Source organism: Bradyrhizobium sp. USDA 4506, from assembly GCF_054058795.1.
The window spans coordinates 8,336,363-8,360,039 of the sequence record NZ_JBSSBM010000002.1 but is presented as its reverse complement, the minus strand read 5'-3'; the positions used below and the strand labels follow the sequence as shown (position 1 = coordinate 8,360,039).

Here is a 23,677-nt window from a genome sequence, read left to right as displayed (position 1 = left end):
TGACCACAGGACGTGGCGATGGAGCGAGCTGGGGCCACAGCTCGCTTCAACAACGCAACCCTGTGGTTATGGGTCCCGGGTCGCGCTTCGCTTGCCCGGGACGACGTGGGAAAGAGCGCCACCCGCACATTCAGCGTCGTCCCGGCCTTCGCCGGGACGAGGTGGGGAAAAAGCTCTCTCGAAATCGATGCTCAGGTATTGAATCTGAAATGCATGACGTCGCCGTCGGCGACGACGTACTCCTTGCCTTCAAGCCGCAGCTTGCCGGCATCGCGCGCGCCGGCTTCGCCGTTGCCGGCGATGTAGTCGGCATAGGCGATGGTCTCGGCACGGATGAAGCCCTTCTCGAAATCGGTATGGATCACGCCGGCGGCAGCGGGCGCCTTGGTGCCGCGGTCGATGGTCCAGGCGCGGGCTTCCTTCGGGCCGACGGTGAAATAGGTGATGAGATCGAGCAGCCGGTAGCCGGCGCGGATCAGCCGATCGAGGCCGGCCTCTTCCAGACCCAGCGTCTCCAGGAAGTCAGTGCGTTCCTCACGCGACAACGTCGCGATTTCGGATTCGATCTTGGCCGAGATCACGACCGCGACCGCGCCCTCCTCCTTGGCGCGCTCGAACACTGCCTTGGAGAAATTGTTGCCGTCCTTGGCCGAGCCTTCCTCGACGTTGCAGACGTAGAGCACGGGCTTCGAGGTCAAGAGCCCGAGCATGCGGAACGCACGCTCCTCCTCCGGCTTGCGCTCCAGTCCGCGGGCAGGCTTGCCGTCGCGCAGCAGCACCAGCGCGCGGATGACCAGCTCGAGCTGCTCCTTGGCTTCCTTGTCGTTGCCCTTGGCCTTCTTCGAGAGGTTATCGACGCGCTTCTCGAGGCTGTCGAGATCGGACAGCATCAGCTCGGTCTCGATGGTCTCGATGTCGGCGAGCGGCGCGATCTTGCCTTCGACATGGGTGATGTCGGAATCCTCGAAGCAGCGCACCACATGGGCGATGGCGTCGACCTCGCGGATGTTGGCGAGGAACTGGTTACCGAGACCTTCGCCCTGCGACGCGCCGCGGACGAGGCCCGCGATGTCGACGAAGGTCAGCCGGGTCGGAATGATCTGCGCGGACTTCGCGACCGCCGCGAGCTGCTCCAGCCGCGGATCGGGCACCGCAACCTCGCCGACATTCGGCTCGATGGTGCAGAACGGATAGTTCGCCGCCTGGGCGGCCGCCGTCTCGGTCAGCGCATTGAACAGCGTCGACTTGCCGACGTTAGGCAGCCCGACGATCCCGCATTTGAATCCCATGTCTTCCTCAACATTCTCTGATCCGTCATGGCCGGGCTCGTCCCGGCCATCCACGTCTTACGTGCACGCGGCAGGTAAGACCTGGATGCCCGGCACAAGGCCGGGCATGACGACAAGGGAGATCAGGCCGGCTTCTCGCCGCCGTTCTCACCCTTGTCGAAAAACCCCTTGGCCTGCATCGTCAGATGCACCTTGTTGGCGAACGACGCGTCGTGCCCCGCAGCCAGCAGGCCGGCATTGTCGGCGACGGCCTGGCACAGGGCCTCCACCCACGCCCGGTCGCTCTTGGCGAAGTCCGACAGCACGTGGCTGTGCACGAGCTCCTTGACGCCGGGATGACCGATCCCGAGCCGCACCCGCCGATACTCGTTGCCGATATGCGCGGAGATCGAGCGCAGGCCGTTGTGGCCGGCGATCCCGCCGCCGATCTTGACCCGCACCTTGGCGGGCGGCAGTTCGAGCTCGTCCTGGAACACGGTGATGTCGGAGGGCGCGAGCTTGAAGAAGTTCGCCGCTTCCTGCACCGCGCGCCCGGAGTCGTTCATGTAGGTGGTCGGCTTCAGCAGCACGACCTTCTCGCGATCGACGACGCCCTCGGAGGTCTCGCCCTGAAAGCGACGGCGCCATGGTCCGAAACCATGACGCCGTGCAATCTCATCGACCGCCAGGAAACCGATATTGTGCCGGTTGCTGGCGTATTTCGCGCCGGGATTACCGAGACCGACAAAAAGGCGCATGGCGCGGCATCCCGCGTCGGCGCGCCATCAGACGATCGCGCGCCGACCTGATCGGTTACTTCTTCTTGTCGCCACCGGCGGGAGCCTTGGCGCCCGCGGCCGGAGCCGCAGCACCCGCAGCCGGAGCCGCCGCAGCGGCCGGAGCTGCAGCACCCGCGGCAGGAGCAGCGCCACCGGCAGCAGCCGCAGCCGCGGCCTTCTGCTCTTCGGCGTAGCCGGACGGCGGCACGAGGGTGACCAGGGTCGCGTCCTCGCGGGTCAGCGACTTCACGCCCTTGGGCAGCTTGATGTCGGTGAGATGCAGCGAGTGGCTGATCTCGAGGCTGCCGACGTCGGCTTCGATGTATTGCGGAATGTTGTCGACCGCGCATTCGAGCTCGAGCGCGTGGGTAACGATGTTCACGGTGCCGCCGCGCTTGATGCCGGGGGCGGTTTCCGCGTTCACGACGTGCAGCGGCACGCTGACGCGGATGGTGGCGCCTTCGCCGAGCCGCATGAAGTCGACATGGACCGGGAAGTCCTTCACCGGGTCGAGGTGGTAGTCGCGCGGAATCACGCGGTGCTTCTTGCCCTCGAGATCGATATCGAACAGCGTGGTGAGGAACCGGCCCGCCAGGATGCGCTGGCGCAGTTCACGGTCGTCGACCGAGATGGTGACGGGGGGCTGGTTGTCTCCGTAGATCACTCCGGGAACTCTCCCGGCGCGACGCTCTGCCCGGGCGGCCCCCTTGCCGCTCTTCGGACGCGCGGTCGCCTTCAATTCCTTGACGGTCGCCATAGCGTTAAGTCCTTGTATTTAAAAAGTTAAAGGCCGCAGCGCGGCCCATGCTCAGGTCCACAGCAAGCCTCCAGGGGTGCGGGGGCCGCGGACGTGGCGGGCTTTTAGCCCTAAAGGGCCGAAATGACAAGGAAATGAAGGGATTTTTCTTGGGTTACCGAGCGAGGATCGTAGCCCGGATGGAGCGAAGCGAAATCCGGGACCACTGCCTCCGCGGGGCCGGCCCCGGATTGCGCTTCGCTCCATCCGGGCTACGGGGCTGCGCTCCGGGCCGTATCAGCCGGCCGTACCGCCGAGCTTGGCTTCCAGCGCCGCGATCCTCGCCTTCAGCGCCTCGTTCTCCTCGCGCGCCAGGCGGGCCATGTCCTTGACCGCGTCGAATTCCTCGCGCTTGACCACGTCGAGGTCGCGCAGGATCCGTTCCGCCTGGTTGCGCATGACCGTGTCGACCTCGCGCTTGACGCCCTGGGCGGCGCCCGCGGCATCGTTCATCAGACGGCCGATCTCATCGAAAAACCGGTTGCTGGTCTGGGTCATTTCGCAAAACTCTCCGCGTTCACTGCCTCGCGCCAAAGACAATGGCGATCTCAGCCATCCGGTTCAAGTCCGCCGCGAATGGCAGGCCTCCCGAGGCTTGCCTTGTCATGCTCCGGTTTCCTTGCAATCGTATGAACTCACAACAGAAATCGCACACATAACGCGAGCAGAAACGCCATGATCGACCAGACCGTCGAGATCCCGACCAAGGACGGCAAGACCACCACCTTCATCACCCATCCCGAGCGCGGCGGCCCCTTCCCCGTCGTCATCTTCTACATGGACGCGCCGGCGATCCGCGAGGAGCTGCGCGACATGGCGCGCCGGCTCGGCACCTCCGGGTACTATGTGATGCTGCCGAATCTCTACTACCGGTCGGGCGTGATGGAGCTCGGTCCGATCCCGCCCGCCCCCGACGCACCCGAACGCAAGCGCATGTTCGAGTACATGAACTCCATCAACATTCCGCTGGTCATGGAAGACACCAAGGGCCTGCTCGCCTATGCCGAGACTCAGAAGGCCGCCAACACCAGGATCATCGGCACCGTCGGCTATTGCATGAGCGGCCGCTATGCGGTGAACGCGGCGACGCATTTCGGCGATCGCGTCAAGGCCGCCGCCTCGGTCTACGGAACGCACCTGGCGACCGACCAGCCCGACAGTCCGCATCTTGCCGCGCAGAAGACCAAGGCCGAACTCTATTTCGCCTGCGCCGAGACTGATATCTATGCGCCCCAGGACATCATCGAGCAGGTGAAGGCCGGCATGAAGGGATCGAACAACGAGGTCGAGATCTATCCCGGCACGCATCACGGCTTTGCGTTCCCCAAGCGTCCGGTCTATGACCGCGACGCCGCCGAACGCCATTGGGAGCGGCTACTCGCGCTTTACCGGCGCAACCTCGTGGGCTGAGTCTCAAGACGCACGATGCCGTTCCTGCTGATCGACTTTCCGGTGTTCAATCCCGTCGCGCTCTCGCTCGGGCCGATCGTGATCCGCTGGTATGCGCTGGCCTATATCGTCGGCATCGTGCTGGGCTGGATCTACGCCCGCTCGCTGATCAAGAAGGAACGGCTGTGGGGCGGCCCGGCGCCGATCACGCTGCCGCAGCTCGACGATTTCATCCTCTGGGTCACCATCGGCATCATCGTTGGCGGCCGCACCGGCTATGTGCTGTTCTACAACCTGCCCTTCTTCATCGCGCACCCTTCCGAAATCCTCGAATTGTGGAAGGGCGGCATGTCGTTCCACGGCGGCTTCCTCGGCTGCGTCGCCGCGGTGATGCTGTTTGCCCGCCGCAACGACATCCCGATCCTGTCGCTCGGCGATATCACCACCGCGGTCGCGCCGATCGGGCTGTTCCTCGGCCGGCTCGCCAATTTCATCAACAGCGAATTGTGGGGCCGTCACGCCGATCCGAGCCTGCCCTGGGCCATGATCTTCCCCAATGGCGGGCCGCTGCCGCGGCATCCGAGCCAGCTCTACGAGGCCGGGCTCGAGGGCATCGTGCTGTTTGCAGCGCTGGCGATCATGATCCGGATGGGCGCGCTGAAGCGTCCCGGCCTGATCCTCGGTAGCTTCATCACGATCTACGGCGTTGCCCGAATCATCGGCGAGCACTTCAGGGAGCCCGACCCGCAACTCGGATTCCTGTGGGGCGGACTTACCATGGGCATGCTGCTGTCGGTGCCAATGATCATCGTGGGCGTTATCATCATCACGGCCGCCGTCCGCCGCAGGGCGAACGGTCCGGCACCGAGTTCAACCTGAACAAGTTCAATCTAAAGCAAGTGCAATCCAAGGAAGGCCGTGAACGAACCCTCCCCGCTGCTGGATGAGATCAGGAAGCTGATCAAGCTGTCCGGGCCTATGCCGGTCTGGCGCTACATGGAATTGTGCCTGATGCATCCGCGGTACGGCTACTATCTGTCGCGCGATCCGCTTGGCCGCGAGGGCGATTTCACCACGGCGCCCGAGGTCAGCCAGATGTTCGGCGAACTGCTCGGGCTGTGGAGCGCCTCGATCTGGCGCGCGATCGGCTCGCCGGAGACGTTCCGCCTGATCGAGCTCGGGCCCGGCCGCGGCACCATGATGTCCGACGCGCTGCGTGCGCTACGCGTGCTGCCGCCGCTCTACCAGTCGCTCAGCATCCACCTCGTCGAGGTCAACCCGGTGCTGCGCGAGAAGCAGTACGCGACGCTGGCGGGCGTGCGCAACATCACCTGGCACGATAGCATCGATGACGTGCCCGAGGGACCGGCGGTGATCCTCGCCAACGAATATTTCGACGTGCTGCCGATTCACCAGATGGTCCGGCGCGAGACCGGCTGGCACGAGCGGACCGTCGGGATGGATGCCAATGGCAACCTGTATTTCGCTCCCGCGCCCGAGCCGACGCCGCATTTCGAGGTGCTGCTGCCGCCGCTGGTGCGCGCCGCGCCACTCGGCGCGGTGTTCGAATGGCGGCCCGACAACGAGATCATGAAGCTCGCCACGCGGCTGCGCGACCAGGACGGCGCCGCGCTGATCATCGATTACGGCCATCTGCGCAGCGACGCCGGCGACACCTTCCAGGCGATCGCGCGCCACAGCTTCGCCGACCCGCTGAAGAACCCCGGACAGGCCGACGTGACCGCGCATGTCGATTTCCAGGCCCTGGCGCGGGCCGCCGAGGATGTCGGCGCGCGCGTCCACGGACCGGCGACGCAGGGCGACTTCCTCAAGCGTCTCGGCGTCGAGGCCCGTGCGGCCGGGCTGATGGCGAAGGCAAGCCCCGAAGTCTCCGCCGACGTTGCTGGTGCGCTGAAGCGCCTGACCGATTCCGGACGCGGCGGGATGGGCTCGATGTTCAAGGTCATGGCCATCTCCGACCCACGCCTCACCTCGATCGCCGGATTGAGCGATCAGCCTGACGAGACCGAACAATGACATTGGGATCACCGCTGCTGTCGTCCATTCCGGGCCTGCGCCATGCCTTCTTCTCGCGCGAGGGCGGCGTGTCGGAGGGCATCTATGCCGCCCTCAATGGCGGGCTCGGCTCGCGCGACGATCCGGCCAAGGTCGCGGAGAACCGGCGACGGATGGCGGCGCAGCTCGGCGTGCCGCTCGATCACCTCGTCAGCGTGCATCAGGTTCACTCGCCTGACGTCGTGGCCGTGACCGGTCCATGGAATGGCGCCGCGCGCCCGAAGGCGGACGCGCTCGTCACCCGCACCGAGGGCCTTGCGATATCGGTCACGACGGCCGACTGCGGCCCGATCCTGTTCGTCGATCCCAATGCGCGGGTGATCGGCGCGGCGCATGCCGGCTGGAAGGGCGCGCTGACCGGCGTGTTGGAATCGACCATCGACGCGATGGAGAAGCTCGGTGCGGAGCGCGGCGGCATCGTCGCCGCCATCGGCCCGCTGATCCGCAAGGAGTCCTACGAGGTCGGCAACGAATTCGTCGAACGCTTCATCGAGGCCGATGCGGAGAACGGCATGTTCTTCATGCCCGCCGAACGCGACGGACACGCGATGTTCGATCTTGCCGGCTTCATCCGCATGCGGCTAGAAAATGCCGGCGTGCTGATGATCGACGATCTCGGCATCGACACCTATTCCGACGAGCGCTGCTTCAGCTACCGCCGCTCCGTGCATCGCAAGGAAGCCGATTACGGCCGGCTCGTTCACGCCATCGCGCTGGAAGGCTGACGCCGGGCACTCCCGCGATTTTTGTGCGACAAGCGTCTTGACTCTCCACCTGCTGGAGACCGGACAAGCGGCGCATGACACAACGCACCTACAGCATCGGCGAGGCGGCGCGGCTCAGCGGAATTTCCGTCCGCAAGCTCCGCTTCTATTCGGACCAGGGGTTGCTGCCGCCGGCCGGCCGCACCGCGAGCGGCTATCGCGTCTTCACCGACGACGAACTGGTTCGCCTCGACCTGATCCGCTGCCTGCGCGATGCGGGGCTCGGTCTCGATGCCATCCGTGAGGTTCTGACCAAGGAACTCTCGCTGGTCGAGGCGCTGCAGCTTCGCCTCGAGACGCTGGAAGCGGAGATCGCGGCACAGCGCCGCGTCGCCTCGGCCCTACGGGCTGCGTTGCGTTCACCGCAACTCACCGAAGCAGACTTGAGGAGATTTTTGACCATGACGCAGCTGTCCCGCACCGAGCGCCGCAACGTCGTCGAACGCTTTTTCGAGAAAGTGTCCGACGGCATCAACATCGACCGGAAATGGATCCGGCAGATGATCGAGACCAGCGTGCCCGAATTGCCGGACCAGCCGACGCCCGAGCAGTGCGATGCCTGGATCGAGCTTTCGGAAATGCTCAACGACCCTTCCCTCGTCGCCAACATCCGCGCCAACGCGGAGGACGTCTGGAATCACCACGTGCTGGATCTCGCCGCTTGGCAAGCGGCCAACGAAACCGTGCTGGCGAGAGCCAAGGAGATTATCGCGCGCGACCTCGGCCCGACGTCGGAGGCCGGCCAGGCGCTGGCGCGCGACTGGCTGGAAACATCGGCGCGATTGCTGAAGCGAAAACCTGATCTGGAATTCCGCAACTGGATCCGCGGCAAATATGCCCTGCACGATGCCCGTGCGGCGCGCTATTGGGAGCTCGTCGCCATCATGCGCGGGCAATCGCCGGACGCGAGCCCGAACCGCGAATGGGCCTGGATCACCGCAGCCATGCGGCACCATCTCTCTGACTGAGCAGGGAAATCCGAAACCTCGTGGCGCGCCGCCCGGATCGGTTAAGTGCTGTGGCCGTCCTGCCCTAGACGTTAAGCCGTTTTAACGATATCGCAGGATGCAATGAGGGAAGCGTCGAACCGCCAGTTTCAAACTGGGACAGCCGTGCGTGCCGCGATCGCATGCTCGTGGCTCGCGATCGCGTGCGCGCTTGGCGGCTGCGCGGCCGGCGGCAACGTGGCCGATTCCTACGCCATGGCCACGCCGGCAAGCAGCGGCGCAACGGTTGCGTTCGAATCGATCGACGGCCCGCCGCCCCAGGTGTTCGACCGCATGGTCGGCGTGCTCGACAGCGAGTCCAAGCTGCGCAGCCTGTCGATCGTGTCGCGCCAGGGCGCTGCCGCCTATCGCGTGCGCAGCTATCTGTCGGCACAGGTGGTGCGCGGCCGCACCATGATCGCGTGGGTGTGGGACGTCTACGACAGCAACCAGCAACGCGCGCTGCGGCTCTCCGGCGAGGAGCCCGCCGGCAAGGCCGGCCGCGACGCGTGGGCCGCCGCCGACGACCTGGTGCTGCGCAAGATCGCCCAGGCCGGCCTCAGCGGCCTGTCCGGCATGATCAATGGCGGCCCGGCGGACAGCCTCGCGCCCGCCCCGGCACCGGACCTCCGCGGGCCCACGGTGGCAAGCACCCCGGCCGCCGCCGCGCCCGAGACCGTGGCGCTCGGCTATTCCGCCGACTAAACCCCGTTATCGCCCGGGGAAATGCGTTTTTTGCCCAGGAAAACGGCGGCCAAAGCCGGCTAATGGGTTGCCATCGGATGCGCCTGCCTGATATTCCCTCGCGCACCGAAAACCCGCCGGTTCTGTAAGGACTTGAGATGCTGAACGTCGTATCCAGCAAGGCGCGGGGGGAAGCATCGATGTCGGCAAAGAACGGATCAATCAAACTCGTCGCCGGCAACTCCAATCCTGCGCTGGCGCAGGACATCGCCAAGGGACTTGGCATCGAACTGACCAAGGCCGTGGTCCGGCGCTTCGCCGACATGGAGATCTTCGTCGAGATCCAGGAGAACGTCCGCGGCTCGGACATGTTCATCCTGCAGTCGACGTCGTTTCCGGCCAACGACAATCTGATGGAACTGTTGATCATCACCGACGCGCTGCGCCGCTCCTCGGCGCGCCGCATCACCGCGGTGGTGCCCTATTTCGGTTATGCCAGGCAGGATCGCAGGTCCGGCTCGCGTACGCCGATCTCGGCCAAGCTGGTCGCCAACCTGATCTCGCACGCCGGCGTTGACCGCGTCATGACGCTCGACCTGCATGCCGGCCAGATCCAGGGCTTCTTCGACATCCCGACCGACAACCTGTTCGCGGCGCCCCTGATGGTGCGCGACATCAAAGAAAAGTTCGACCTCGCCAAGGTGATGGTGGTGTCGCCCGACGTCGGCGGCGTGGCGCGTGCCCGCGGCCTCGCCAAGCGCATCAACACCCCGCTCGCCATCGTCGACAAGCGCCGCGAGCGCCCCGGCGAGTCCGAGGTGATGAACGTGATCGGCGACGTCGCCGGCTACAACTGCATCCTGGTCGACGACATCGTCGATTCCGGCGGCACTCTGGTGAATGCGGCCGAGGCGCTGATCGCGCACGGCGCCAAGGAAGTCTCGGCCTACATCACCCACGGCGTGCTGTCCGGCGGCGCCGCCGCGCGCATCGCCTCGTCGCGTCTGAAGGAACTGGTCATCACCGACTCGATCCTGCCGACGGAAGCCGTCAACAAGGCACCGAACATCCGCCAGATCTCGATCGCCGGACTGATTGCCGAAGCGATCGGCCGCACCGCGGCGGAAGAGTCGGTCTCGAGCCTGTTCGATTAAATCGATATTTGCTGTCGTCCCTGCGAAAGCACTAGCGTGTCTACACGGTTTTGGGGCGCGACAGATTGACTCGGTGCAGCAAGAAGTGGCGTCTCTGCAGCATGTTGTATGATTCTCTCACTGGCGCTTTGATTCGAAGGAGCGCCAGCGATGCAGCCGGATTTGTCTTTGGGTGAGTTCGGGGACGTTCGTCTCGACAAAAGGGGGCGACGCTTCTCCGGGCTATGCTTTGCACGCGCAGCGTCTGCTTGCGCCAGATGGCCCGGGGCGATTGGGCTGCCAATATGGCGTTCTGGCGGTTTGTGAACAACCCCCAAGTCACGATCGATAAATTGATTGAGGGCTGGAGCGCGCAGACGCGGACTGCGGTCAGCGGGCGTCATGTGCTGGCGATCCAGGATACGAGCGAGGTCAAGTTCCAGACCCAGGCGGGACGGCGGCGCGGGCTGGGCAAAGTCGGCAAGGGCAATGCTCGCGGCGTGCTGTTGCATGCGATGATGGCGGTGGATGCCGACAGCGGGGTCTGTCTTGGCCTTACTGGCGGCAACGTTTGGACGCGCAAAGGCAAGGTAAAAATCCCGCATGAGCGGCGCGCCTTGGCCGACAAGGAGTCGGCGCGCTGGGTGACGGCCGCCGAGCAAGGCCGCGACGTCCTGGCAGATGCCCGCATGATCACCGTCGTCAACGACCGCGAGGGGGATTTCTTTGCTCACTGGGCGCTGACGCCAGCTGAGAATGTCCATCTTCTGTCGCGTGCCATGCACGACCATGCGCTGGTCGATGGCGACACACTTTATCAGGCGGTCGAGCGGAGCCGCTTCTGCGACAACGCGGTGATCGATCTGCCGCAGCGAATGGATCGGCGCGGCCGGCAGGCCCATCTCTCGATGCGCTTCGGAACCGTCGTGCTCAAGCGGCCGCAGAGGCCCGGCGTCACCGACTTGGCGGAGGGCATCAAACTCAGCTTCGTAGAAGTGGTCGAGTTGCATCCGCCGAGAGGTGCGGAGCCCATTCGCTGGCTGCTCCTGACCACTCATCCGGTCGCCACCGTTAAAGACGCCTGGCAGATCGTCTCCTGGTACCGCCAGCGCTGGATCATTGAGCAACTCTTTCGCTCGCTGAAGAGCCAGGGTTTGCGCATCGAGGATAGTCAGATCGAGAGCGCCGAAGGCCTGATCAAGCTCGTGGCGGTCGCCACCAGAGCGGCATGTATCGTCATTCAACTCGTTCAGGCCCGCAACAGTGGCGAAGAATTGCCGGCTGAATTTGTCTTCACCGCAGAAGAGATCGAGACGCTCAGGGCCATCAACAAAACCATGAAAGGTCGCACCGAGCTTCAGAAAAACCACCATCGCCCCAACACTCTTGCTTGGGCGGCATGGATCATCGCAAAACTCGGCGGATGGACCGGCTACGCCTCCCACCGTCCACCTGGACCAATCACCTTCCACACCGGAATGGCCCGCTTCCAAATCCTCGCAAATGGCCCGACAAACGCGTAGATGCACTAGTGCGAAAGCAGGGACTCATAACCACAGGCCTTGTTGTTGCGAAGGCTGTGGCTCCAGCGTTGTAAATCAATTCGCATTGGTGGTTATGGGTCCCGGCTCAAGGCCGGGACGACACCGAGTATGCGGCAGCCACCCCGCTAAAACCCCGGCCGCGGAACGTGGCTCATCAGCGTCCGCGCATAGCCGCCATCGACGATGATCTCCTCGCCATTGACGTATGATGAGCGGTCGCTGGCCAGGAACAGGGTCGCGTCCGCCATGTCCTGCGGTGCGCCGATCCGGCGCATCGGCACCACGGCGGTGCGCCGCTCGGTGACCCCTGGCGTGTCGTAGAAGGCCTGGCTCATCGGCGTCACGACAAGGCCGGGGCTCACCACATTGCTGCGGATACCATGCGGCCCCCATTCGGCGGCGAGTTGCTGCGAGAGCATCACGACCGCGGCCTTGCTGACGCTGTAGGCGCCGCTCTGCCCCTGCGCATTGCTGGCAGCGATCGAGGCGACGTGGATAAGGCTGCCGCGTCCGGCCTTCCGCATCTGGCGGCCGAACGCCTGGGCGCAGATGAAATAGCCGGTGAGATTGACCGCCACCACTGCATTCCATTCCGCGAGCGCGAGCGTATCGAGCCCGCCCGGACGCAGCACCGCCGCGGTGTTGACGAGGATGTCGCAAGCGCCGAGCGTGCGCGCGACGGCGTCGGCGGCTGCCGCGACATTGTCCTCGCTGGTCGTGTCGCAGGTCGCGACGAGATGACCGTCGCCGAACTCGCCAAGCTGTGCCTTGGTCTCCGCGAGGGAGCGCTCGTCGCGATCGAGCGCGGCGACCCTGGCGCCGGCCCGCGCGAAACTGACCGCGGTGGCGCGGCCGATACCGCCGCCTCCGCCGGTGACGACGGCAACGCGGCCCGACAGGCCGAGCCAGTCGGAAGAATGTTGTTCGGTCATGGGGCGCCTCCCCCGCGCATTTTGGTTTTATACCGCAAGCATAACCGAACGCGCCGCGGGCGAGAGCGATCCCGGCACGCATGCCGGAATCGCTTTTCCGCCGATGCTAGCCGGGAATCCCCGCCGCGACCTGGCCGCGCAGACGCTCGAGGCTGAGCAGCGTGTTGGCGCAGGCTTCCGCGACCTCGATCCCCTTGATGACGAAGTGCTTGCGGAAGAACTCGTAATGCACCTCGGTCTCGTGGAATTGCTGCGGCGTCAGCACCGCCGAGAACACCGGCACCTCGGTGCGCAATTGCACATCCATCAACGCCTTGATCACGGTGTTGGCGACGAATTCGTGGCGGTAGATGCCGCCATCGACGACGAGCCCGGCCGCGACGATCGCGGTGTAGCGGCGGGTCTTCGCCAGCAGCTGGGCATGCAGCGGGATCTCGAACGAGCCCGGCACCTCGAACACATCGACATTGGTGATGTGCCTCGCCTCGATCTCCTTCAGGAAGGAGATGCGGCACTCTTCCACCACGTCCCGATGCCAGGACGACTGTACGAAGGCAACACGCTGCGGCTTTGCGAAGTGCGGATGCTCCGGCGTCGGCGGAATGGCCGGCGTATCGGGAGCGCTTTCTGCCTGGGGGGGTTGGACTTGAGAGGCTTGAACGTCTTGGTCTTGCAACATCTGATTCATGGCTTTCCTCTTTCAGGACCAGAATCAGGGCACACGGACAACGACACGAGCCCACGCGAAAATCGCGTTGGCTGCCGCAACCGTTCTCTTTCATCCGGACTGTAACCGTCGGCTTCGGAATTGCACCGAATCTGCTGACCCTTCTCCCGGCTTCGCGGAGGAAGGCGCTCGCGGGCTTGGGTTCATCACCCTTACCGCCGGTGGGGATTTTCACCCCGCCCTGAGAACTCGGCACGCCCGGGATGGACGTGCCTGAGCAGAAATATGACCAAAGCGCGACAGCCGGGCAAGGCCTTTGGCATGGGGAAACGGCATGTCCCCATGAGCGCGTTGCGGCTCTGCGAGGTTGATGCGCGGGCCCGACGGCTGATTCACGGGCGCGGCGAAGCGCCGGCAAATGGTTAACAAAGCGTTACGCGAACGCTTAGATTCCGATTTGTTCTCAAAATCACAGATGTGGCGGAGATCAGCTGTGGACGATGCGCGCTTTGGCTGTGGACGGACTCGGCGTGCGGTTGCGCGGATTCCGCAAATCACATCACTTCATCGGCGTCAGGTCCAGGGGCATCCGGAAGCCCGCATCAGGAACTGCACTCGGCCACGACGCAGTATGTCGCAAGTGCCGGCTTCCGTGTGCGTATCAAGCGATCATAAGAACAAGGTCCGAGACGGCATGTCCCTCCTCGAAAGCATTATCGATTCCCGGAACAACCCGCTTGCGGTGGTCGAAGATATCGCCACCGACAACAACTGGGCGTTCGAGCGTTCCGGCGAAGACGAGGTGACGATCGTCTCCAAGGGAGACTGGATCGATTATCAGCTCTCGTTCACCTGGATGGGCGAGATCGAGGCGCTGCATCTCGCCTGCGCCTTCGACATGAAGATGCCGCAGGCGCGCCGCGCCGAGGTGCAGCGGCTGGTCGCCGCGATCAACGAACAATTGTGGGTCGGCCATTTCGATCTGTGGACCCACACCGGCATGGTGATGCACCGTCAGGCGCTGGTGCTGCCCGGCGGCCTCACCGCCTCCACCGCGCAGTGCGAGGCCATGGTGGTCAACGCAATCCACGCCTGCGAGCGCTACTACCCGGCGTTCCAGTTCGTGGTGTGGGCCGGCAAGTCGACCGCCGAGGCGATGGCCGCGGCGATGTTCGATACCGAGGGCGAGGCGTAAGCTCCACGGACTCAATCGTCGTGCGCGGGCTCGACCCGCGCATCCATCCGACAAAGCTGCTTTCATTCCGATGGATTGCCGGGTCAAGCCCGGCAATGACATTTGGCAGCTTGTGGCTCGCGCTTCACTTCACTAGAACCGCCTGTGGTTATGGGTCCCGGCTTTCGCCGGGACGACACCGGGTTTGTGGAGACGCCTGTGAGCACGAGCAGCGCACTGAAAAACTCGACCGGCACCATCGCGCTCGCGGGCGCGGGCAAGATGGGCGGCGCCATGCTGACCGGCTGGCTCGCACAGGGCCTTGCACCCGACCGTGTCGCGGTGATCGACCCGCATCTCTCGCCGGAAATCTCCACGCTTGCCGCAAAGGGCGTGCGGCTCAATCCGCAGGCGAAGGATCTCGGCACGGTCGACACGCTTGTCGTCGCGGTGAAGCCGCAATCGTTCCGCGACGCCGGCGCCGCACTGAAATCCTTCGTCGGTCCCTCGACACTCGTCGTCTCGATCATGGCCGGCACGACCATGTCAGCGCTGGAAGAGGTTGTCGGCGGCGCGGTGGTGCGCGCGATGCCGAACACGCCGGCAGCGATCGGCCGCGGCATCACCGTCGCTGTACCGTCGAAGCGCGTCACCGCCGCGCAGCGCGCGATGACCGATGCGCTGCTGAAAGCGACCGGGCTCGTCGAATGGGTCGACGATGAGAGCCTGATGGACGCGGTGACCGCGGTCTCCGGCTCGGGCCCTGCCTATGTCTTCCTGCTCGCCGAGGAGCTGGCGCGCGCCGGCGTTGCGGCCGGCCTGCCCGAGCAGCTCGCGACCACGCTGGCGCGGGCGACCGTCGCCGGCTCCGGCGAGTTGCTGCATCGCTCGGATCTGCCGTCGGCGACCCTGCGGCAGAACGTCACCTCGCCCGGCGGCACCACGGCTGCGGCGCTCGAGGTGCTGATGGCCAGTGACGGCATGCAGCCGCTGATGACCCGCGCGATTGCCGCCGCGACAAGGCGCTCAAGGGAATTGGCGAAGTAGCGCATGCACCGTCATTGCCGGGCTTGACCCGGCAATCCATCGAACAAGGACGCTTTCTTCCTTGATGGATGCGCGGGTCAGGCCCGCGCATGACGAGTTCGCCGGACCAACGACACAGGCCGCCTACTGCGCCTGGCCCGATGTCCCGGCAAGCCGCTTGTTGAAACTCTCGACATTGACGAGACCGCGGGCGTGGCGGCCTTCGCCGAGTTTGCGCGTGCCCTCAAAGGCCTCGACCTCGAAGCGGATCACGCGGCGCTCGACCGCGATCACTTTTGAGGTCGTCCGCACGGTGGCGCCGACGAGCGCGGCCGCGAGATGGCGGATATCGACCTCGGTCCCGACCGTGACCCAGCCGGGCTGCAGCGCGGCGCGGATGGCATCGCCCGACGCCATCTCCATTTCGAGGATCATCATCGGCGTCGCATAGACCATCGGCATGCCCGGCACGAAGTGACCGACGGTGCGCTCCGGCGGCACCACGAGCATGCGCTCGGCGCTCATGCCGATCTTGATGAAGTCGCGTGCATCCATTGGGCGCCTCAAAACAGGTGTCGTCCCGGGCAAGCGAAGCGCGACCCGGGACCCATAACCACGGATATCAATCGGTCGAAAGCTGAGGCCGCAGCCTTTGCCAATCACCGGCATCGGTGGTTATGGGTCCCTGCTTTCGCACTAGTGCATCTACGCGTTTGTCGGGCCATTTGCGAGGATTTGGAAGCGGGCCATTCCGGTGTGGAAGGTGATTGGTCCAGGTGGACGGTGGGAGGCGTAGCCGGTCCATCCGCCGAGTTTTGCGATGATCCATGCCGCCCAAGCAAGAGTGTTGGGGCGATGGTGGTTTTTCTGAAGCTCGGTGCGACCTTTCATGGTTTTGTTGATGGCCCTGAGCGTCTCGATCTCTTCTGCGGTGAAGACAAATTCAGCCGGCAATTCTTCGCCACTGTTGCGGGCCTGAACGAGTTGAATGACGATACATGCCGCTCTGGTGGCGACCGCCACGAGCTTGATCAGGCCTTCGGCGCTCTCGATCTGACTATCCTCGATGCGCAAACCCTGGCTCTTCAGCGAGCGAAAGAGTTGCTCAATGATCCAGCGCTGGCGGTACCAGGAGACGATCTGCCAGGCGTCTTTAACGGTGGCGACCGGATGAGTGGTCAGGAGCAGCCAGCGAATGGGCTCCGCACCTCTCGGCGGATGCAACTCGACCACTTCTACGAAGCTGAGTTTGATGCCCTCCGCCAAGTCGGTGACGCCGGGCCTCTGCGGCCGCTTGAGCACGACGGTTCCGAAGCGCATCGAGAGATGGGCCTGCCGGCCGCGCCGATCCATTCGCTGCGGCAGATCGATCACCGCGTTGTCGCAGAAGCGGCTCCGCTCGACCGCCTGATAAAGTGTGTCGCCATCGACCAGCGCATGGTCGTGCATGGCACGCGACAGAAGATGGACATTCTCAGCTGGCGTCAGCGCCCAGTGAGCAAAGAAATCCCCCTCGCGGTCGTTGACGACGGTGATCATGCGGGCATCTGCCAGGACGTCGCGGCCTTGCTCGGCGGCCGTCACCCAGCGCGCCGACTCCTTGTCGGCCAAGGCGCGCCGCTCATGCGGGATTTTTACCTTGCCTTTGCGCGTCCAAACGTTGCCGCCAGTAAGGCCAAGACAGACCCCGCTGTCGGCATCCACCGCCATCATCGCATGCAACAGCACGCCGCGAGCATTGCCCTTGCCGACTTTGCCCAGCCCGCGCCGCCGTCCCGCCTGGGTCTGGAACTTGACCTCGCTCGTATCCTGGATCGCCAGCACATGACGCCCGCTGACCGCAGTCCGCGTCTGCGCGCTCCAGCCCTCAATCAATTTATCGATCGTGACTTGGGGGTTGTTCACAAACCGCCAGAACGCCATATTGGCAGCCCAATCGCCCCGGGCCATCTGGCGCAAGCAGACGCTGCGCGTGCAAAGCATAGCCCGGAGAAGCGTCGCCCCCTTTTGTCGAGACGAACGTCCCCGAACTCACCCAAAGACAAATCCGGCTGCATCGCTGGCGCTCCTTCGAATCAAAGCGCCAGTGAGAGAATCATACAACATGCTGCAGAGACGCCACTTCTTGCTGCACCGAGTCAATCTGTCGCGCCCCAAAACCGTGTAGACACGCTAGTGCTTTCGCAGGGACGACGAAATGAATGCGAATTATTTTTTCGCCGCGGCCGCGCGCTCGACGAACGACTTGCCGCCCTTCATCTTGTGATGCAGCGGCGCTTCGTTGATCTGGATCACGACCGCGTCGGCATCGACGCCGAGATTCTTCACCAGCGCCTGGGTGATGTCGCGCATCATGCCGAGCTTCTGCTCGTCGGTGCGGCCGGCGGCCATGCTCACGGTGATCTCAGGCATCGTTGCTCTCCCTCTTGTTGTCGCCATGGCCGGGCTCCTCCCGGCCATTCACGTCGCCGTGCATCAAACAAGAGGTGGATGCCCGGCACAAGGCCGGGCATGACGTCACAAGCGAATGGCTATCCCCACGCCACGTCATGCCGCGCCAGGACCTCGCGGACCCTGGCGACCAGATCGGCCTCTGCGCAGGAGAACTGCGCCGGACGCGTTTCACGCCATTCCTGGTTGGAGGCGATCGCAGCGGCGGCCTTGGCGCCCTCGATCAGATCCTTGATCTGCACCTCGCCGCGCGCCTTCTCGTCCGAGCCCTGGATGATCACGCAGGGCGAGTTGCGGCGATCGGCATATTTGAGCTGGTTGCCCATGTTCTTCGGATTGCCGAGATAGAGCTCGGCGCGGATGCCGGCCTGGCGCAACTGCGCGACCATCTTCTGGTAGTCGGCGACGCGATCGCGGTCGAACACGGTGACGACGACAGGGCCGAACTCGGCCCGCGTCTCGAGCTGGCCGAGCATCGTCAGCGCGGCCTGCAGGCGCGATACGCCGATCGAGAAGCCCGTCGCCGGCACCGGCTCGCCGCGGAAGCGCGAGACCAGGCCGTCATAGCGGCCGCCACCGCCGACCGAGCCAAACCGCACCGGGCGGCCCTTCTCGTCCTTGGTGTCGAGCAGCAGCTCAACCTCGTAGACCGGGCCGGTGTAGTATTCCAGGCCGCGGACAACAGAAGATTCAATACGAACGCGCTTCGAACCATAACCCGCCGAACGAAACAGGGTTAGCATCGACGAAAGCTCTTCGATTCCCTCGTGTCCAACGGTGCTTTGACCCACAAGGCTGGCCCAAGCTTCAAGGGTCTTCGCAAAGTCCGGATAGGTGTTTGCCCCATCTCTGTGGATAGCCTCGTCTTCTGTGGGCGGAGGCTCCTCTGAAACAGAAGAGAGATGCTCAAGTTCGTGCTCTGGAAGCACGAATCGGAGGACACGATCTATCGCGTCCTCCGAAAGTCCGGCGCCTTTCGTAAAGTCGCCCTTCCCTTCTTCACCGCCATCCCAACGACCGGGCCCGAGAAGCTTACGTATCTCGGCGCGCGGAAACTTATCAGCCTTATCAATTGCCCTAAGTACCGTGAGCCGCTTTCCGGCATTCTCGTCACCGCCGAGACCGATCGCCTCGAGCACGCCGTCGAGCACCTTGCGGTTGTTCACCTTCACGACATAGGAGCCGCGCGGAATGCCGAGCGCTTCCATCGTGTCGGCCGCCATCATGCAAATCTCGGCGTCGGCCGCCGGCGTCGCCGAGCCGACCGTGTCGGCGTCGAACTGCATGAACTGGCGGAAGCGGCCGGGACCGGGCTTCTCGTTGCGGAAGACATAGCCGAACCGATACGACCGATAAGGCTTCGGCAGCGCGTCGAAGTTTTCCGCGACATAGCGCGCCAGCGGCGCGGTGAGGTCGTAGCGCAGCGATATCCACTGCTCGTCATCGTCCTGGAACGAGAACACGCCCTCATTGGGCCGGTCCTGGTCGGGCAGGAACTTGCCGAGCGCGTCGGTGTATTCCATCGCCGGCGTCTCCACCGGCTCGAAGCCGTAGAGCTCGTAGACGGCGCGGATCTTCTCGACCATCGCCCGCGTGGCATTGATCGCGGCCGGGCCGCGATCTTCCAGCCCGCGCGGCAGGCGCGCCTTCAGTTTCTGGGGTTTCTTGGGTTTCTCGGCCATGAGCGGCCGTTTACCAGCCGGCGCGCAAGGCGGCAACCGGTGCCGCTACGCTGTCGTTCCGGGGCGCGTCGAACGACGCGAACCCGGAATCTCGAGATTCCGGGTTCGATGCTGCGCCTCGCCCCGGAATGACGTTGCGTCCGTCACTGGACGTTCCTGATCCAGTTATGCGGGTCGTTGGTGCGACCGTACTGGATGTCGACCAGCTTCTTGCGCAGGCCCATGGCGACCGGGCCGGCCACGCCGCCGCTGATCTGGAAGTCGCCGCTCGCCGAGCACACCTTGCCGATTGGCGAAATGACGGCCGCGGTGCCGCAGGCGAACGCCTCCTTCAGCTTGCCGCTGGCGGCGTCAGCGCGCCATTGCTGGATGGTATAGGGCTCCTCGCGCACACGCGTGCCGGCATCCTTGGCAAGCGCGATGATCGAGTCGCGGGTGATGCCGGGCAGGATGGTGCCGAGCGGCGGCGTCAGCAGCGAGCCGTCGTCGAACGCGAAGAACACGTTCATGCCGCCGAGCTCCTCGATGTAGCGGCGCTCGACCGCATCGAGGAACACGACCTGGTCGCAGCCCCGTTCGATCGCCTCGGCCTGCGCGCGCAGGCTGGCGGCGTAGTTGCCGCCGCACTTGACGGCGCCGGTGCCGCCGATCGCGGCGCGGGTGTAATTCTCCGACACCCAGATCGACACCGGCGCAGGGCCGCCCTTGAAATAGGAGCCGACCGGGGAGGCGATGACCGAGAAGATGTATTCGGCCGACGGCTTCACGCCGAGGAAGACCTCGCTCGCGATCATGAAAGGCCGCAGATAGAGACTGCCCTCGCCACCCGGGATCCAGGCGCGATCGATCCGCACCAGCTGCTCGACTGCATCGATGAACAAATCCTCGGGCAACGGCGCCATCGCCATGCGCTCGGCCGAATCATGGAAGCGGCGGGCATTGGCGTCCGGCCGAAACAGGTTCACGCCGCCGTCGTCGCGCTTGTAGGCCTTGAGACCTTCGAAAATTTCCTGGGCGTAGTGCAGCACGGCGCCGGCCGGATCGAGCGGAAAATTGGCGCGGGCCTCGATGCGGGCGCTGTGCCAGCCCTTGCCCTGGCTGTAGCGGACGATCGCCATGTGATCGGTAAAGACCCGGCCGAAGCCGGGGTCCACGAGCTTCGCCGCGCGATCCTTGTCGGACGTCGCATTCGGCGAAGGCTGGATGTCAAATTTCAAAGTCATTTTTCTTGCTTTCCGCTGTCGGAACCGGCGCGATACCCAGCGCCGGCCTGTTTCCCCCGGAGCCATCAGGCTCGGCTGGCCCGAACTTCACCACCGCCGGCCGCGCCGCCGGCTTCCATCGCCAACATGCCGTTTAGACATGCTTTTGCGGAATGCTGAAGTCCAGTATGTTTGCCGAAATGCCGCTCGACAATCGCACGGTAGTCCAATTTGCGGCCCAAACCGCCTCACAGGCTCGTTCAGGCCGCCTTAAACGCTGTCGAGGACAAAACGACCTAATGTTTCGTCGTGACATGCAGTTTTGTAACATTGAACCCAAGATACGTCAATATGACTGACATAAATTTCTCAGGCATGGCTGCCAAGCCCGATTCGCAGGGAGACGACAACGCTCCTGGGGCGGGGGTACGCGACCTGCGCTGGGACATCATCGAGCTGTTGTTCTTCGCCTACCGCGACTTTGTCGGCGACGCCGACCAGGAGCTGGAGGCGTTCGGCTTCGGCCGCGCCCACCACCGCGTCATCCACTTCGTCACCCGCTATCCCGGCCTGAAGGTCGCCGACCTGCTCGACGTCCTGCGCATCACCAAGCAGTCGCTCGGGCGCGTGCTCAAGCAGCTCTTGGACGAGGGCTACATCGTGCAGAAGACCGGCAACAACGACCGTCGGCAGCGCCTGCTCTACGCCACCCCGAAAGGCGAGGCGCTGGTCGCCAAGCTCGCGGGGCTGCAGACCGACCGCATCAACCGCGCGGTCGCCGGCATCGATCCGGCCGGCGTCGAGACGGTTCGCCAATTCCTCCGCGCGATGATCGACCGCGACGATCCCGACAAGGTGCTCGAAGCGATCTTCGGCGGCGGCAGAAAAACGAGGGAGTGAGCTGGTGCAGGCTGCAACCATGATGCGCGCGCCGGTCGAGCCGGCCGACGACGCGCCGCATCTTCTCCTGGTCGACGACGACCGCCGCATTCGCGACCTGCTGTCGCGCTTTCTCTCCGGCGAAGGCTACCGGGTCACGACGGCGATGAGCGCCACCGATGCGCGCGCCAAGCTGCTCGGGCTGCATTTCGACCTGCTGATCCTCGACGTGATGATGCCCGGCGAGAACGGCTTCGACCTCGCCCGCTTCATCCGCAGCTCCTCGACGGTGCCGATCATCATGCTGACCGCCCGCCACGAGGCGGAAGCCCGCATCGAGGGCCTGCAGATCGGCGCCGACGATTACGTCGCCAAGCCGTTCGAGCCGCGCGAGCTGGTGCTCCGGATCGGCAATATCCTCAAGCGCACCGCGCCGCCGCAGGTCGCAGTCGTCGAGCAGATCGCGTTCGGCCCCTATATTTTCCATATCGAGCGCAGCGAACTGCGTCAGGGCGAAGAGATCATCCATCTCACCGATCGCGAGCGCGAGATGCTGCGCATCCTCGCCAGCGCGCCCGGCGAGACCGTGCCGCGCGCCGAGCTGACCTCCGGCGGCACCGTCAACGAACGCGCGGTCGACGTGCAGATCAACCGCCTGCGCCGCAAGATCGAGCACGATCCCGCCAATCCGCTGTTTCTGCAGGCGGTGCGCGGCATCGGCTATCGCCTAGTGGCTTCGCCCTGAGCATGACCCAGAAAGTAGCCCGCATGAGCGAAGCGATATGCGGGGTTGGCAAGCCCCGCATATCGCTTCGCTCATCCGGGCTACGAAATCCCATCGCTCTATAAGTATCGAACATGAGCACGCTCGACTCCGGCCTGACCCTGATCCGCAACGCCTCGCAGCACGTCTCGAAGGCGAACGGCTGGATGGGCAACGCGTTCAAGAGCTGGATGCCGACCGGCCTCTATGCGCGCGCGCTGCTGATCATGATCGTGCCGATGGTGATCCTGCAGACCGTGGTGGCGTTCGTGTTCATGGAGCGGCACTGGAACACGGTGACGCGGCGCCTGTCGGCCGCGGTGGTGTCCGATATTGCCGCGCTGATCGACGTCTACAAGAGCTACCCGCAGGACAAGGACCGCGCGCAGCTTCGCCGCATCGCCCAGAAACTCCAGCTGGTGGTCGACTTCCTTCCCGCCGGCGACATGCCGCCGCCGGGGCCGAAGCCGTTCTTCTCGCTGCTCGACCAGACGCTTTCGGTGCAGCTCGGCCGCCAGATCAGCCGTCCGTTCTGGATCGACACCGTCGGCAAATCCAATTTGGTCGAGATCCGCGTGCAGCTCGACGATTCCGTGATGCGGATCTTCGCCCAGCGCAGCGCGGCCTACGCCTCCAATTCGGAGATATTCATCTTCTGGATGCTCGGCACCTCGACGATCCTCCTGATCGTCGCCGTGCTGTTCCTGCGCAACCAGATCAAGCCGATCCTGCGGCTCGCCGACGCCGCCGAAAGTTTCGGCAAGGGCCGCGAGGCGCCGAACTTCCGGCCACGCGGCGCGCGCGAGGTGCGGCGCGCGGCGCAGGCCTTCATCGAGATGAAGGCGCGCGTCGAACGTTCGATCGAGCAGCGCACCGCGATGCTCGCCGGCGTGTCGCACGATTTGCGCACCATCCTGACCCGGTTCAAGCTCGAGCTTGCCCTGATCGGCGAAGGCCCCGAGATCGACGCGATGCGCAAGGACGTCGACGAGATGTCGATGATGCTGGAGGATTATCTCGCCTTCGCGCGCGGCGATTCCGGCGAGGTCGCGCAGCCGACCGACATGGCGTTGGCGCTGGAGGAATTGCGCAGCGACGCCGAACGCCACGGCCACACCGCAACCGTTGCATTCCACGGCCTGCCCGTCGTCACGGTGAAGCCGGCCTCGTTCAAGCGCTGTCTCGCCAACCTCGTCTCCAACGCGGCGCGCCACGCCAACACCATCTCGATCACCGGCCATCGCGACCATCGCTATCTCAACGTCACGGTCGACGACGACGGGCCGGGCATCCCCGCCGACATGCGCGAGGAAGTGTTCAAGCCGTTCCTGCGGCTCGACGATGCCCGCAACCAGGACGAAGGCGGCACCGGGCTCGGGCTTGCGATCGCCCGCGACATCGCCCGCTCGCATGGCGGCGACATCATGCTCAGCGAAAGTCCGATGGGCGGCCTGCGCGCCGTCGTGCGGGTGCCGGTGTAAC

24 protein-coding genes and 1 riboswitch are annotated in these 23,677 nt (G+C 64.7%); of the genes, 13 read left to right on the top strand and 11 right to left on the bottom strand.

Features of this window, described 5'->3' with window-relative positions:
* Positions 1-191: 191 nt before the first annotated feature.
* The 4 genes from ychF to ACVIHF_RS41525 form a co-directional block, all read right to left on the bottom strand.
* Positions 192-1,289 carry a redox-regulated ATPase YchF gene (gene ychF / locus ACVIHF_RS41540; protein WP_456793783.1) on the bottom strand — a complete coding sequence of 366 codons (1,098 nt, stop codon included), beginning with the start codon at positions 1,287-1,289 and terminating at the stop codon, positions 192-194.
* A 122-nt stretch (positions 1,290-1,411) separates the two neighbouring features.
* The gene (gene pth, locus ACVIHF_RS41535) at positions 1,412-2,026 is read right to left on the bottom strand and encodes an aminoacyl-tRNA hydrolase (protein WP_253624882.1); all 615 of its coding nucleotides are present in this window, start codon (positions 2,024-2,026) and stop codon (positions 1,412-1,414) included.
* A gap of 55 nt (positions 2,027-2,081) precedes the next feature.
* The gene (locus tag ACVIHF_RS41530) at positions 2,082-2,804 is read right to left on the bottom strand and encodes a 50S ribosomal protein L25/general stress protein Ctc (RefSeq protein WP_283064486.1); all 723 of its coding nucleotides are present in this window, start codon (positions 2,802-2,804) and stop codon (positions 2,082-2,084) included.
* Between the two features lie 276 nt (positions 2,805-3,080).
* On the bottom strand, positions 3,081-3,341 hold the full coding sequence (locus tag ACVIHF_RS41525; protein ID WP_050384261.1) for an accessory factor UbiK family protein: 261 nt from the start codon (positions 3,339-3,341) through the stop codon (positions 3,081-3,083).
* Positions 3,342-3,518: 177 nt separating this feature from the next.
* Here ACVIHF_RS41525 and ACVIHF_RS41520 point away from each other — a divergent pair, with 177 nt between their 5' ends.
* The 8 genes from ACVIHF_RS41520 (at position 3,519) to ACVIHF_RS41485 (ending at position 11,398) form a co-directional block, all read left to right on the top strand.
* Positions 3,519-4,253: a dienelactone hydrolase family protein gene (locus ACVIHF_RS41520; protein WP_456793782.1), complete on the top strand. Its 735-nt coding sequence runs from the start codon at positions 3,519-3,521 to the stop codon at positions 4,251-4,253.
* A 15-nt stretch (positions 4,254-4,268) separates the two neighbouring features.
* Positions 4,269-5,111, top strand: coding sequence for a prolipoprotein diacylglyceryl transferase (gene lgt / locus ACVIHF_RS41515; RefSeq protein WP_456793780.1), 843 nt, complete (start codon positions 4,269-4,271; stop codon positions 5,109-5,111).
* A gap of 99 nt (positions 5,112-5,210) precedes the next feature.
* The gene (locus tag ACVIHF_RS41510; protein WP_456781767.1) at positions 5,211-6,269 is read left to right on the top strand and encodes a class I SAM-dependent methyltransferase; all 1,059 of its coding nucleotides are present in this window, start codon (positions 5,211-5,213) and stop codon (positions 6,267-6,269) included.
* Positions 6,266-7,033, top strand: coding sequence for a peptidoglycan editing factor PgeF (pgeF, locus tag ACVIHF_RS41505; protein WP_456783649.1), 768 nt, complete (start codon positions 6,266-6,268; stop codon positions 7,031-7,033). The genes ACVIHF_RS41510 and pgeF overlap by 4 nt, the downstream gene beginning before the upstream one ends.
* 74 nt (positions 7,034-7,107) lie before the next feature.
* Positions 7,108-8,040 (top strand): MerR family transcriptional regulator, encoded by a 933-nt coding sequence (locus tag ACVIHF_RS41500; RefSeq protein ID WP_456793779.1) that lies wholly within the window; start codon positions 7,108-7,110, stop codon positions 8,038-8,040.
* Positions 8,041-8,142: 102 nt separating this feature from the next.
* Complete coding sequence (locus ACVIHF_RS41495; protein ID WP_456793778.1) at positions 8,143-8,763, top strand: hypothetical protein; 621 nt, start codon at positions 8,143-8,145, stop codon at positions 8,761-8,763.
* Positions 8,764-8,942: 179 nt separating this feature from the next.
* A complete protein-coding gene (locus ACVIHF_RS41490; RefSeq protein WP_028344316.1) occupies positions 8,943-9,896 on the top strand; it encodes a ribose-phosphate pyrophosphokinase in 954 nt (317 codons plus the stop codon).
* 257 nt (positions 9,897-10,153) lie between these two features.
* Positions 10,154-11,398, top strand: coding sequence for an IS4 family transposase (locus ACVIHF_RS41485; RefSeq protein ID WP_456794172.1), 1,245 nt, complete (start codon positions 10,154-10,156; stop codon positions 11,396-11,398).
* Positions 11,399-11,544: 146 nt separating this feature from the next.
* Here ACVIHF_RS41485 and ACVIHF_RS41480 read toward each other — a convergent pair whose 3' ends face one another.
* Both ACVIHF_RS41480 and ACVIHF_RS41475 read right to left on the bottom strand, forming a co-directional pair.
* Complete coding sequence (locus ACVIHF_RS41480) at positions 11,545-12,351, bottom strand: SDR family NAD(P)-dependent oxidoreductase (protein ID WP_456793777.1); 807 nt, start codon at positions 12,349-12,351, stop codon at positions 11,545-11,547.
* A 106-nt stretch (positions 12,352-12,457) separates the two neighbouring features.
* Positions 12,458-13,039, bottom strand: coding sequence for a 6,7-dimethyl-8-ribityllumazine synthase (locus ACVIHF_RS41475; RefSeq protein WP_456793776.1), 582 nt, complete (start codon positions 13,037-13,039; stop codon positions 12,458-12,460).
* A gap of 78 nt (positions 13,040-13,117) precedes the next feature.
* Positions 13,118-13,271: riboswitch (FMN riboswitch) on the bottom strand.
* Positions 13,272-13,712: 441 nt separating this feature from the next.
* Here ACVIHF_RS41475 and ACVIHF_RS41470 point away from each other — a divergent pair.
* Together ACVIHF_RS41470 and proC are read left to right on the top strand one after the other, a co-directional pair.
* A complete protein-coding gene (locus tag ACVIHF_RS41470) occupies positions 13,713-14,213 on the top strand; it encodes a type III secretion system chaperone family protein (RefSeq protein WP_016844492.1) in 501 nt (166 codons plus the stop codon).
* 150 nt (positions 14,214-14,363) lie between these two features.
* A complete protein-coding gene (proC, locus tag ACVIHF_RS41465; protein ID WP_456794173.1) occupies positions 14,364-15,239 on the top strand; it encodes a pyrroline-5-carboxylate reductase in 876 nt (291 codons plus the stop codon).
* A 123-nt stretch (positions 15,240-15,362) separates the two neighbouring features.
* Here the strand turns inward: proC and ACVIHF_RS41460 are convergent, their stop codons facing one another.
* The 5 genes from ACVIHF_RS41460 to ACVIHF_RS41440 all read right to left on the bottom strand — a co-directional run bounded on the left by ACVIHF_RS41460 (position 15,363) and on the right by ACVIHF_RS41440 (position 20,574).
* The gene (locus ACVIHF_RS41460) at positions 15,363-15,773 is read right to left on the bottom strand and encodes a thioesterase family protein (protein WP_456793775.1); all 411 of its coding nucleotides are present in this window, start codon (positions 15,771-15,773) and stop codon (positions 15,363-15,365) included.
* A 150-nt stretch (positions 15,774-15,923) separates the two neighbouring features.
* Positions 15,924-17,168 carry an IS4 family transposase gene (locus tag ACVIHF_RS41455; RefSeq protein ID WP_456794172.1) on the bottom strand — a complete coding sequence of 415 codons (1,245 nt, stop codon included), beginning with the start codon at positions 17,166-17,168 and terminating at the stop codon, positions 15,924-15,926.
* A gap of 258 nt (positions 17,169-17,426) precedes the next feature.
* Positions 17,427-17,630 carry a tautomerase family protein gene (locus tag ACVIHF_RS41450; RefSeq protein ID WP_018269806.1) on the bottom strand — a complete coding sequence of 68 codons (204 nt, stop codon included), beginning with the start codon at positions 17,628-17,630 and terminating at the stop codon, positions 17,427-17,429.
* 119 nt (positions 17,631-17,749) lie between these two features.
* A complete protein-coding gene (gene hisS, locus ACVIHF_RS41445; RefSeq protein ID WP_456793774.1) occupies positions 17,750-19,351 on the bottom strand; it encodes a histidine--tRNA ligase in 1,602 nt (533 codons plus the stop codon).
* Positions 19,352-19,494: 143 nt separating this feature from the next.
* Entirely contained in the window at positions 19,495-20,574 is a 1,080-nt protein-coding gene (locus ACVIHF_RS41440) for a branched-chain amino acid aminotransferase (RefSeq protein ID WP_456777606.1), read from the bottom strand.
* Positions 20,575-20,904: 330 nt separating this feature from the next.
* Here ACVIHF_RS41440 and ACVIHF_RS41435 point away from each other — a divergent pair, with 330 nt between their 5' ends.
* The 3 genes from ACVIHF_RS41435 to ACVIHF_RS41425 all read left to right on the top strand — a co-directional run bounded on the left by ACVIHF_RS41435 (position 20,905) and on the right by ACVIHF_RS41425 (position 23,676).
* Positions 20,905-21,453: a MarR family winged helix-turn-helix transcriptional regulator gene (locus ACVIHF_RS41435; protein ID WP_092089044.1), complete on the top strand. Its 549-nt coding sequence runs from the start codon at positions 20,905-20,907 to the stop codon at positions 21,451-21,453.
* A gap of 19 nt (positions 21,454-21,472) precedes the next feature.
* On the top strand, positions 21,473-22,177 hold the full coding sequence (locus ACVIHF_RS41430; protein WP_038377300.1) for a response regulator: 705 nt from the start codon (positions 21,473-21,475) through the stop codon (positions 22,175-22,177).
* A gap of 113 nt (positions 22,178-22,290) precedes the next feature.
* On the top strand, positions 22,291-23,676 hold the full coding sequence (locus ACVIHF_RS41425) for an ATP-binding protein (RefSeq protein ID WP_456793773.1): 1,386 nt from the start codon (positions 22,291-22,293) through the stop codon (positions 23,674-23,676).
* Position 23,677 lies beyond the last annotated feature (1 nt).

Excerpts from the sequence above, each read along its gene's own strand:
- pth (WP_253624882.1), bottom strand. The coding sequence starts at position 2,026 with ATGCGCCTTTTTGTCGGTCTCGGTAATCCCGGCGCGAAATACGCCAGC.
- ACVIHF_RS41425 (WP_456793773.1), top strand. The coding sequence starts at position 22,291 with ATGAGCACGCTCGACTCCGGCCTGACCCTGATCCGCAACGCCTCGCAG.
- proC (WP_456794173.1), top strand. The coding sequence starts at position 14,364 with ATGGGTCCCGGCTTTCGCCGGGACGACACCGGGTTTGTGGAGACGCCT.
- hisS (WP_456793774.1), bottom strand. The coding sequence starts at position 19,351 with ATGGCCGAGAAACCCAAGAAACCCCAGAAACTGAAGGCGCGCCTGCCG.
- ACVIHF_RS41520 (WP_456793782.1), top strand. The coding sequence starts at position 3,519 with ATGATCGACCAGACCGTCGAGATCCCGACCAAGGACGGCAAGACCACC.
- ACVIHF_RS41470 (WP_016844492.1), top strand. The coding sequence starts at position 13,713 with ATGTCCCTCCTCGAAAGCATTATCGATTCCCGGAACAACCCGCTTGCG.
- ACVIHF_RS41495 (WP_456793778.1), top strand. The coding sequence starts at position 8,143 with ATGAGGGAAGCGTCGAACCGCCAGTTTCAAACTGGGACAGCCGTGCGT.
- ACVIHF_RS41475 (WP_456793776.1), bottom strand. The coding sequence starts at position 13,039 with ATGAATCAGATGTTGCAAGACCAAGACGTTCAAGCCTCTCAAGTCCAA.
- ychF (WP_456793783.1), bottom strand. The coding sequence starts at position 1,289 with ATGGGATTCAAATGCGGGATCGTCGGGCTGCCTAACGTCGGCAAGTCG.
- ACVIHF_RS41510 (WP_456781767.1), top strand. The coding sequence starts at position 5,211 with ATGCCGGTCTGGCGCTACATGGAATTGTGCCTGATGCATCCGCGGTAC.
- pgeF (WP_456783649.1), top strand. The coding sequence starts at position 6,266 with ATGACATTGGGATCACCGCTGCTGTCGTCCATTCCGGGCCTGCGCCAT.
- ACVIHF_RS41430 (WP_038377300.1), top strand. The coding sequence starts at position 21,473 with ATGATGCGCGCGCCGGTCGAGCCGGCCGACGACGCGCCGCATCTTCTC.
- ACVIHF_RS41500 (WP_456793779.1), top strand. The coding sequence starts at position 7,108 with ATGACACAACGCACCTACAGCATCGGCGAGGCGGCGCGGCTCAGCGGA.
- ACVIHF_RS41450 (WP_018269806.1), bottom strand. The coding sequence starts at position 17,630 with ATGCCTGAGATCACCGTGAGCATGGCCGCCGGCCGCACCGACGAGCAG.
- ACVIHF_RS41440 (WP_456777606.1), bottom strand. The coding sequence starts at position 20,574 with ATGACTTTGAAATTTGACATCCAGCCTTCGCCGAATGCGACGTCCGAC.
- ACVIHF_RS41525 (WP_050384261.1), bottom strand. The coding sequence starts at position 3,341 with ATGACCCAGACCAGCAACCGGTTTTTCGATGAGATCGGCCGTCTGATG.
- ACVIHF_RS41460 (WP_456793775.1), bottom strand. The coding sequence starts at position 15,773 with ATGGATGCACGCGACTTCATCAAGATCGGCATGAGCGCCGAGCGCATG.
- ACVIHF_RS41435 (WP_092089044.1), top strand. The coding sequence starts at position 20,905 with ATGACTGACATAAATTTCTCAGGCATGGCTGCCAAGCCCGATTCGCAG.
- ACVIHF_RS41490 (WP_028344316.1), top strand. The coding sequence starts at position 8,943 with ATGTCGGCAAAGAACGGATCAATCAAACTCGTCGCCGGCAACTCCAAT.
- ACVIHF_RS41485 (WP_456794172.1), top strand. The coding sequence starts at position 10,154 with ATGGCCCGGGGCGATTGGGCTGCCAATATGGCGTTCTGGCGGTTTGTG.
- ACVIHF_RS41480 (WP_456793777.1), bottom strand. The coding sequence starts at position 12,351 with ATGACCGAACAACATTCTTCCGACTGGCTCGGCCTGTCGGGCCGCGTT.
- ACVIHF_RS41530 (WP_283064486.1), bottom strand. The coding sequence starts at position 2,804 with ATGGCGACCGTCAAGGAATTGAAGGCGACCGCGCGTCCGAAGAGCGGC.
- ACVIHF_RS41455 (WP_456794172.1), bottom strand. The coding sequence starts at position 17,168 with ATGGCCCGGGGCGATTGGGCTGCCAATATGGCGTTCTGGCGGTTTGTG.
- lgt (WP_456793780.1), top strand. The coding sequence starts at position 4,269 with ATGCCGTTCCTGCTGATCGACTTTCCGGTGTTCAATCCCGTCGCGCTC.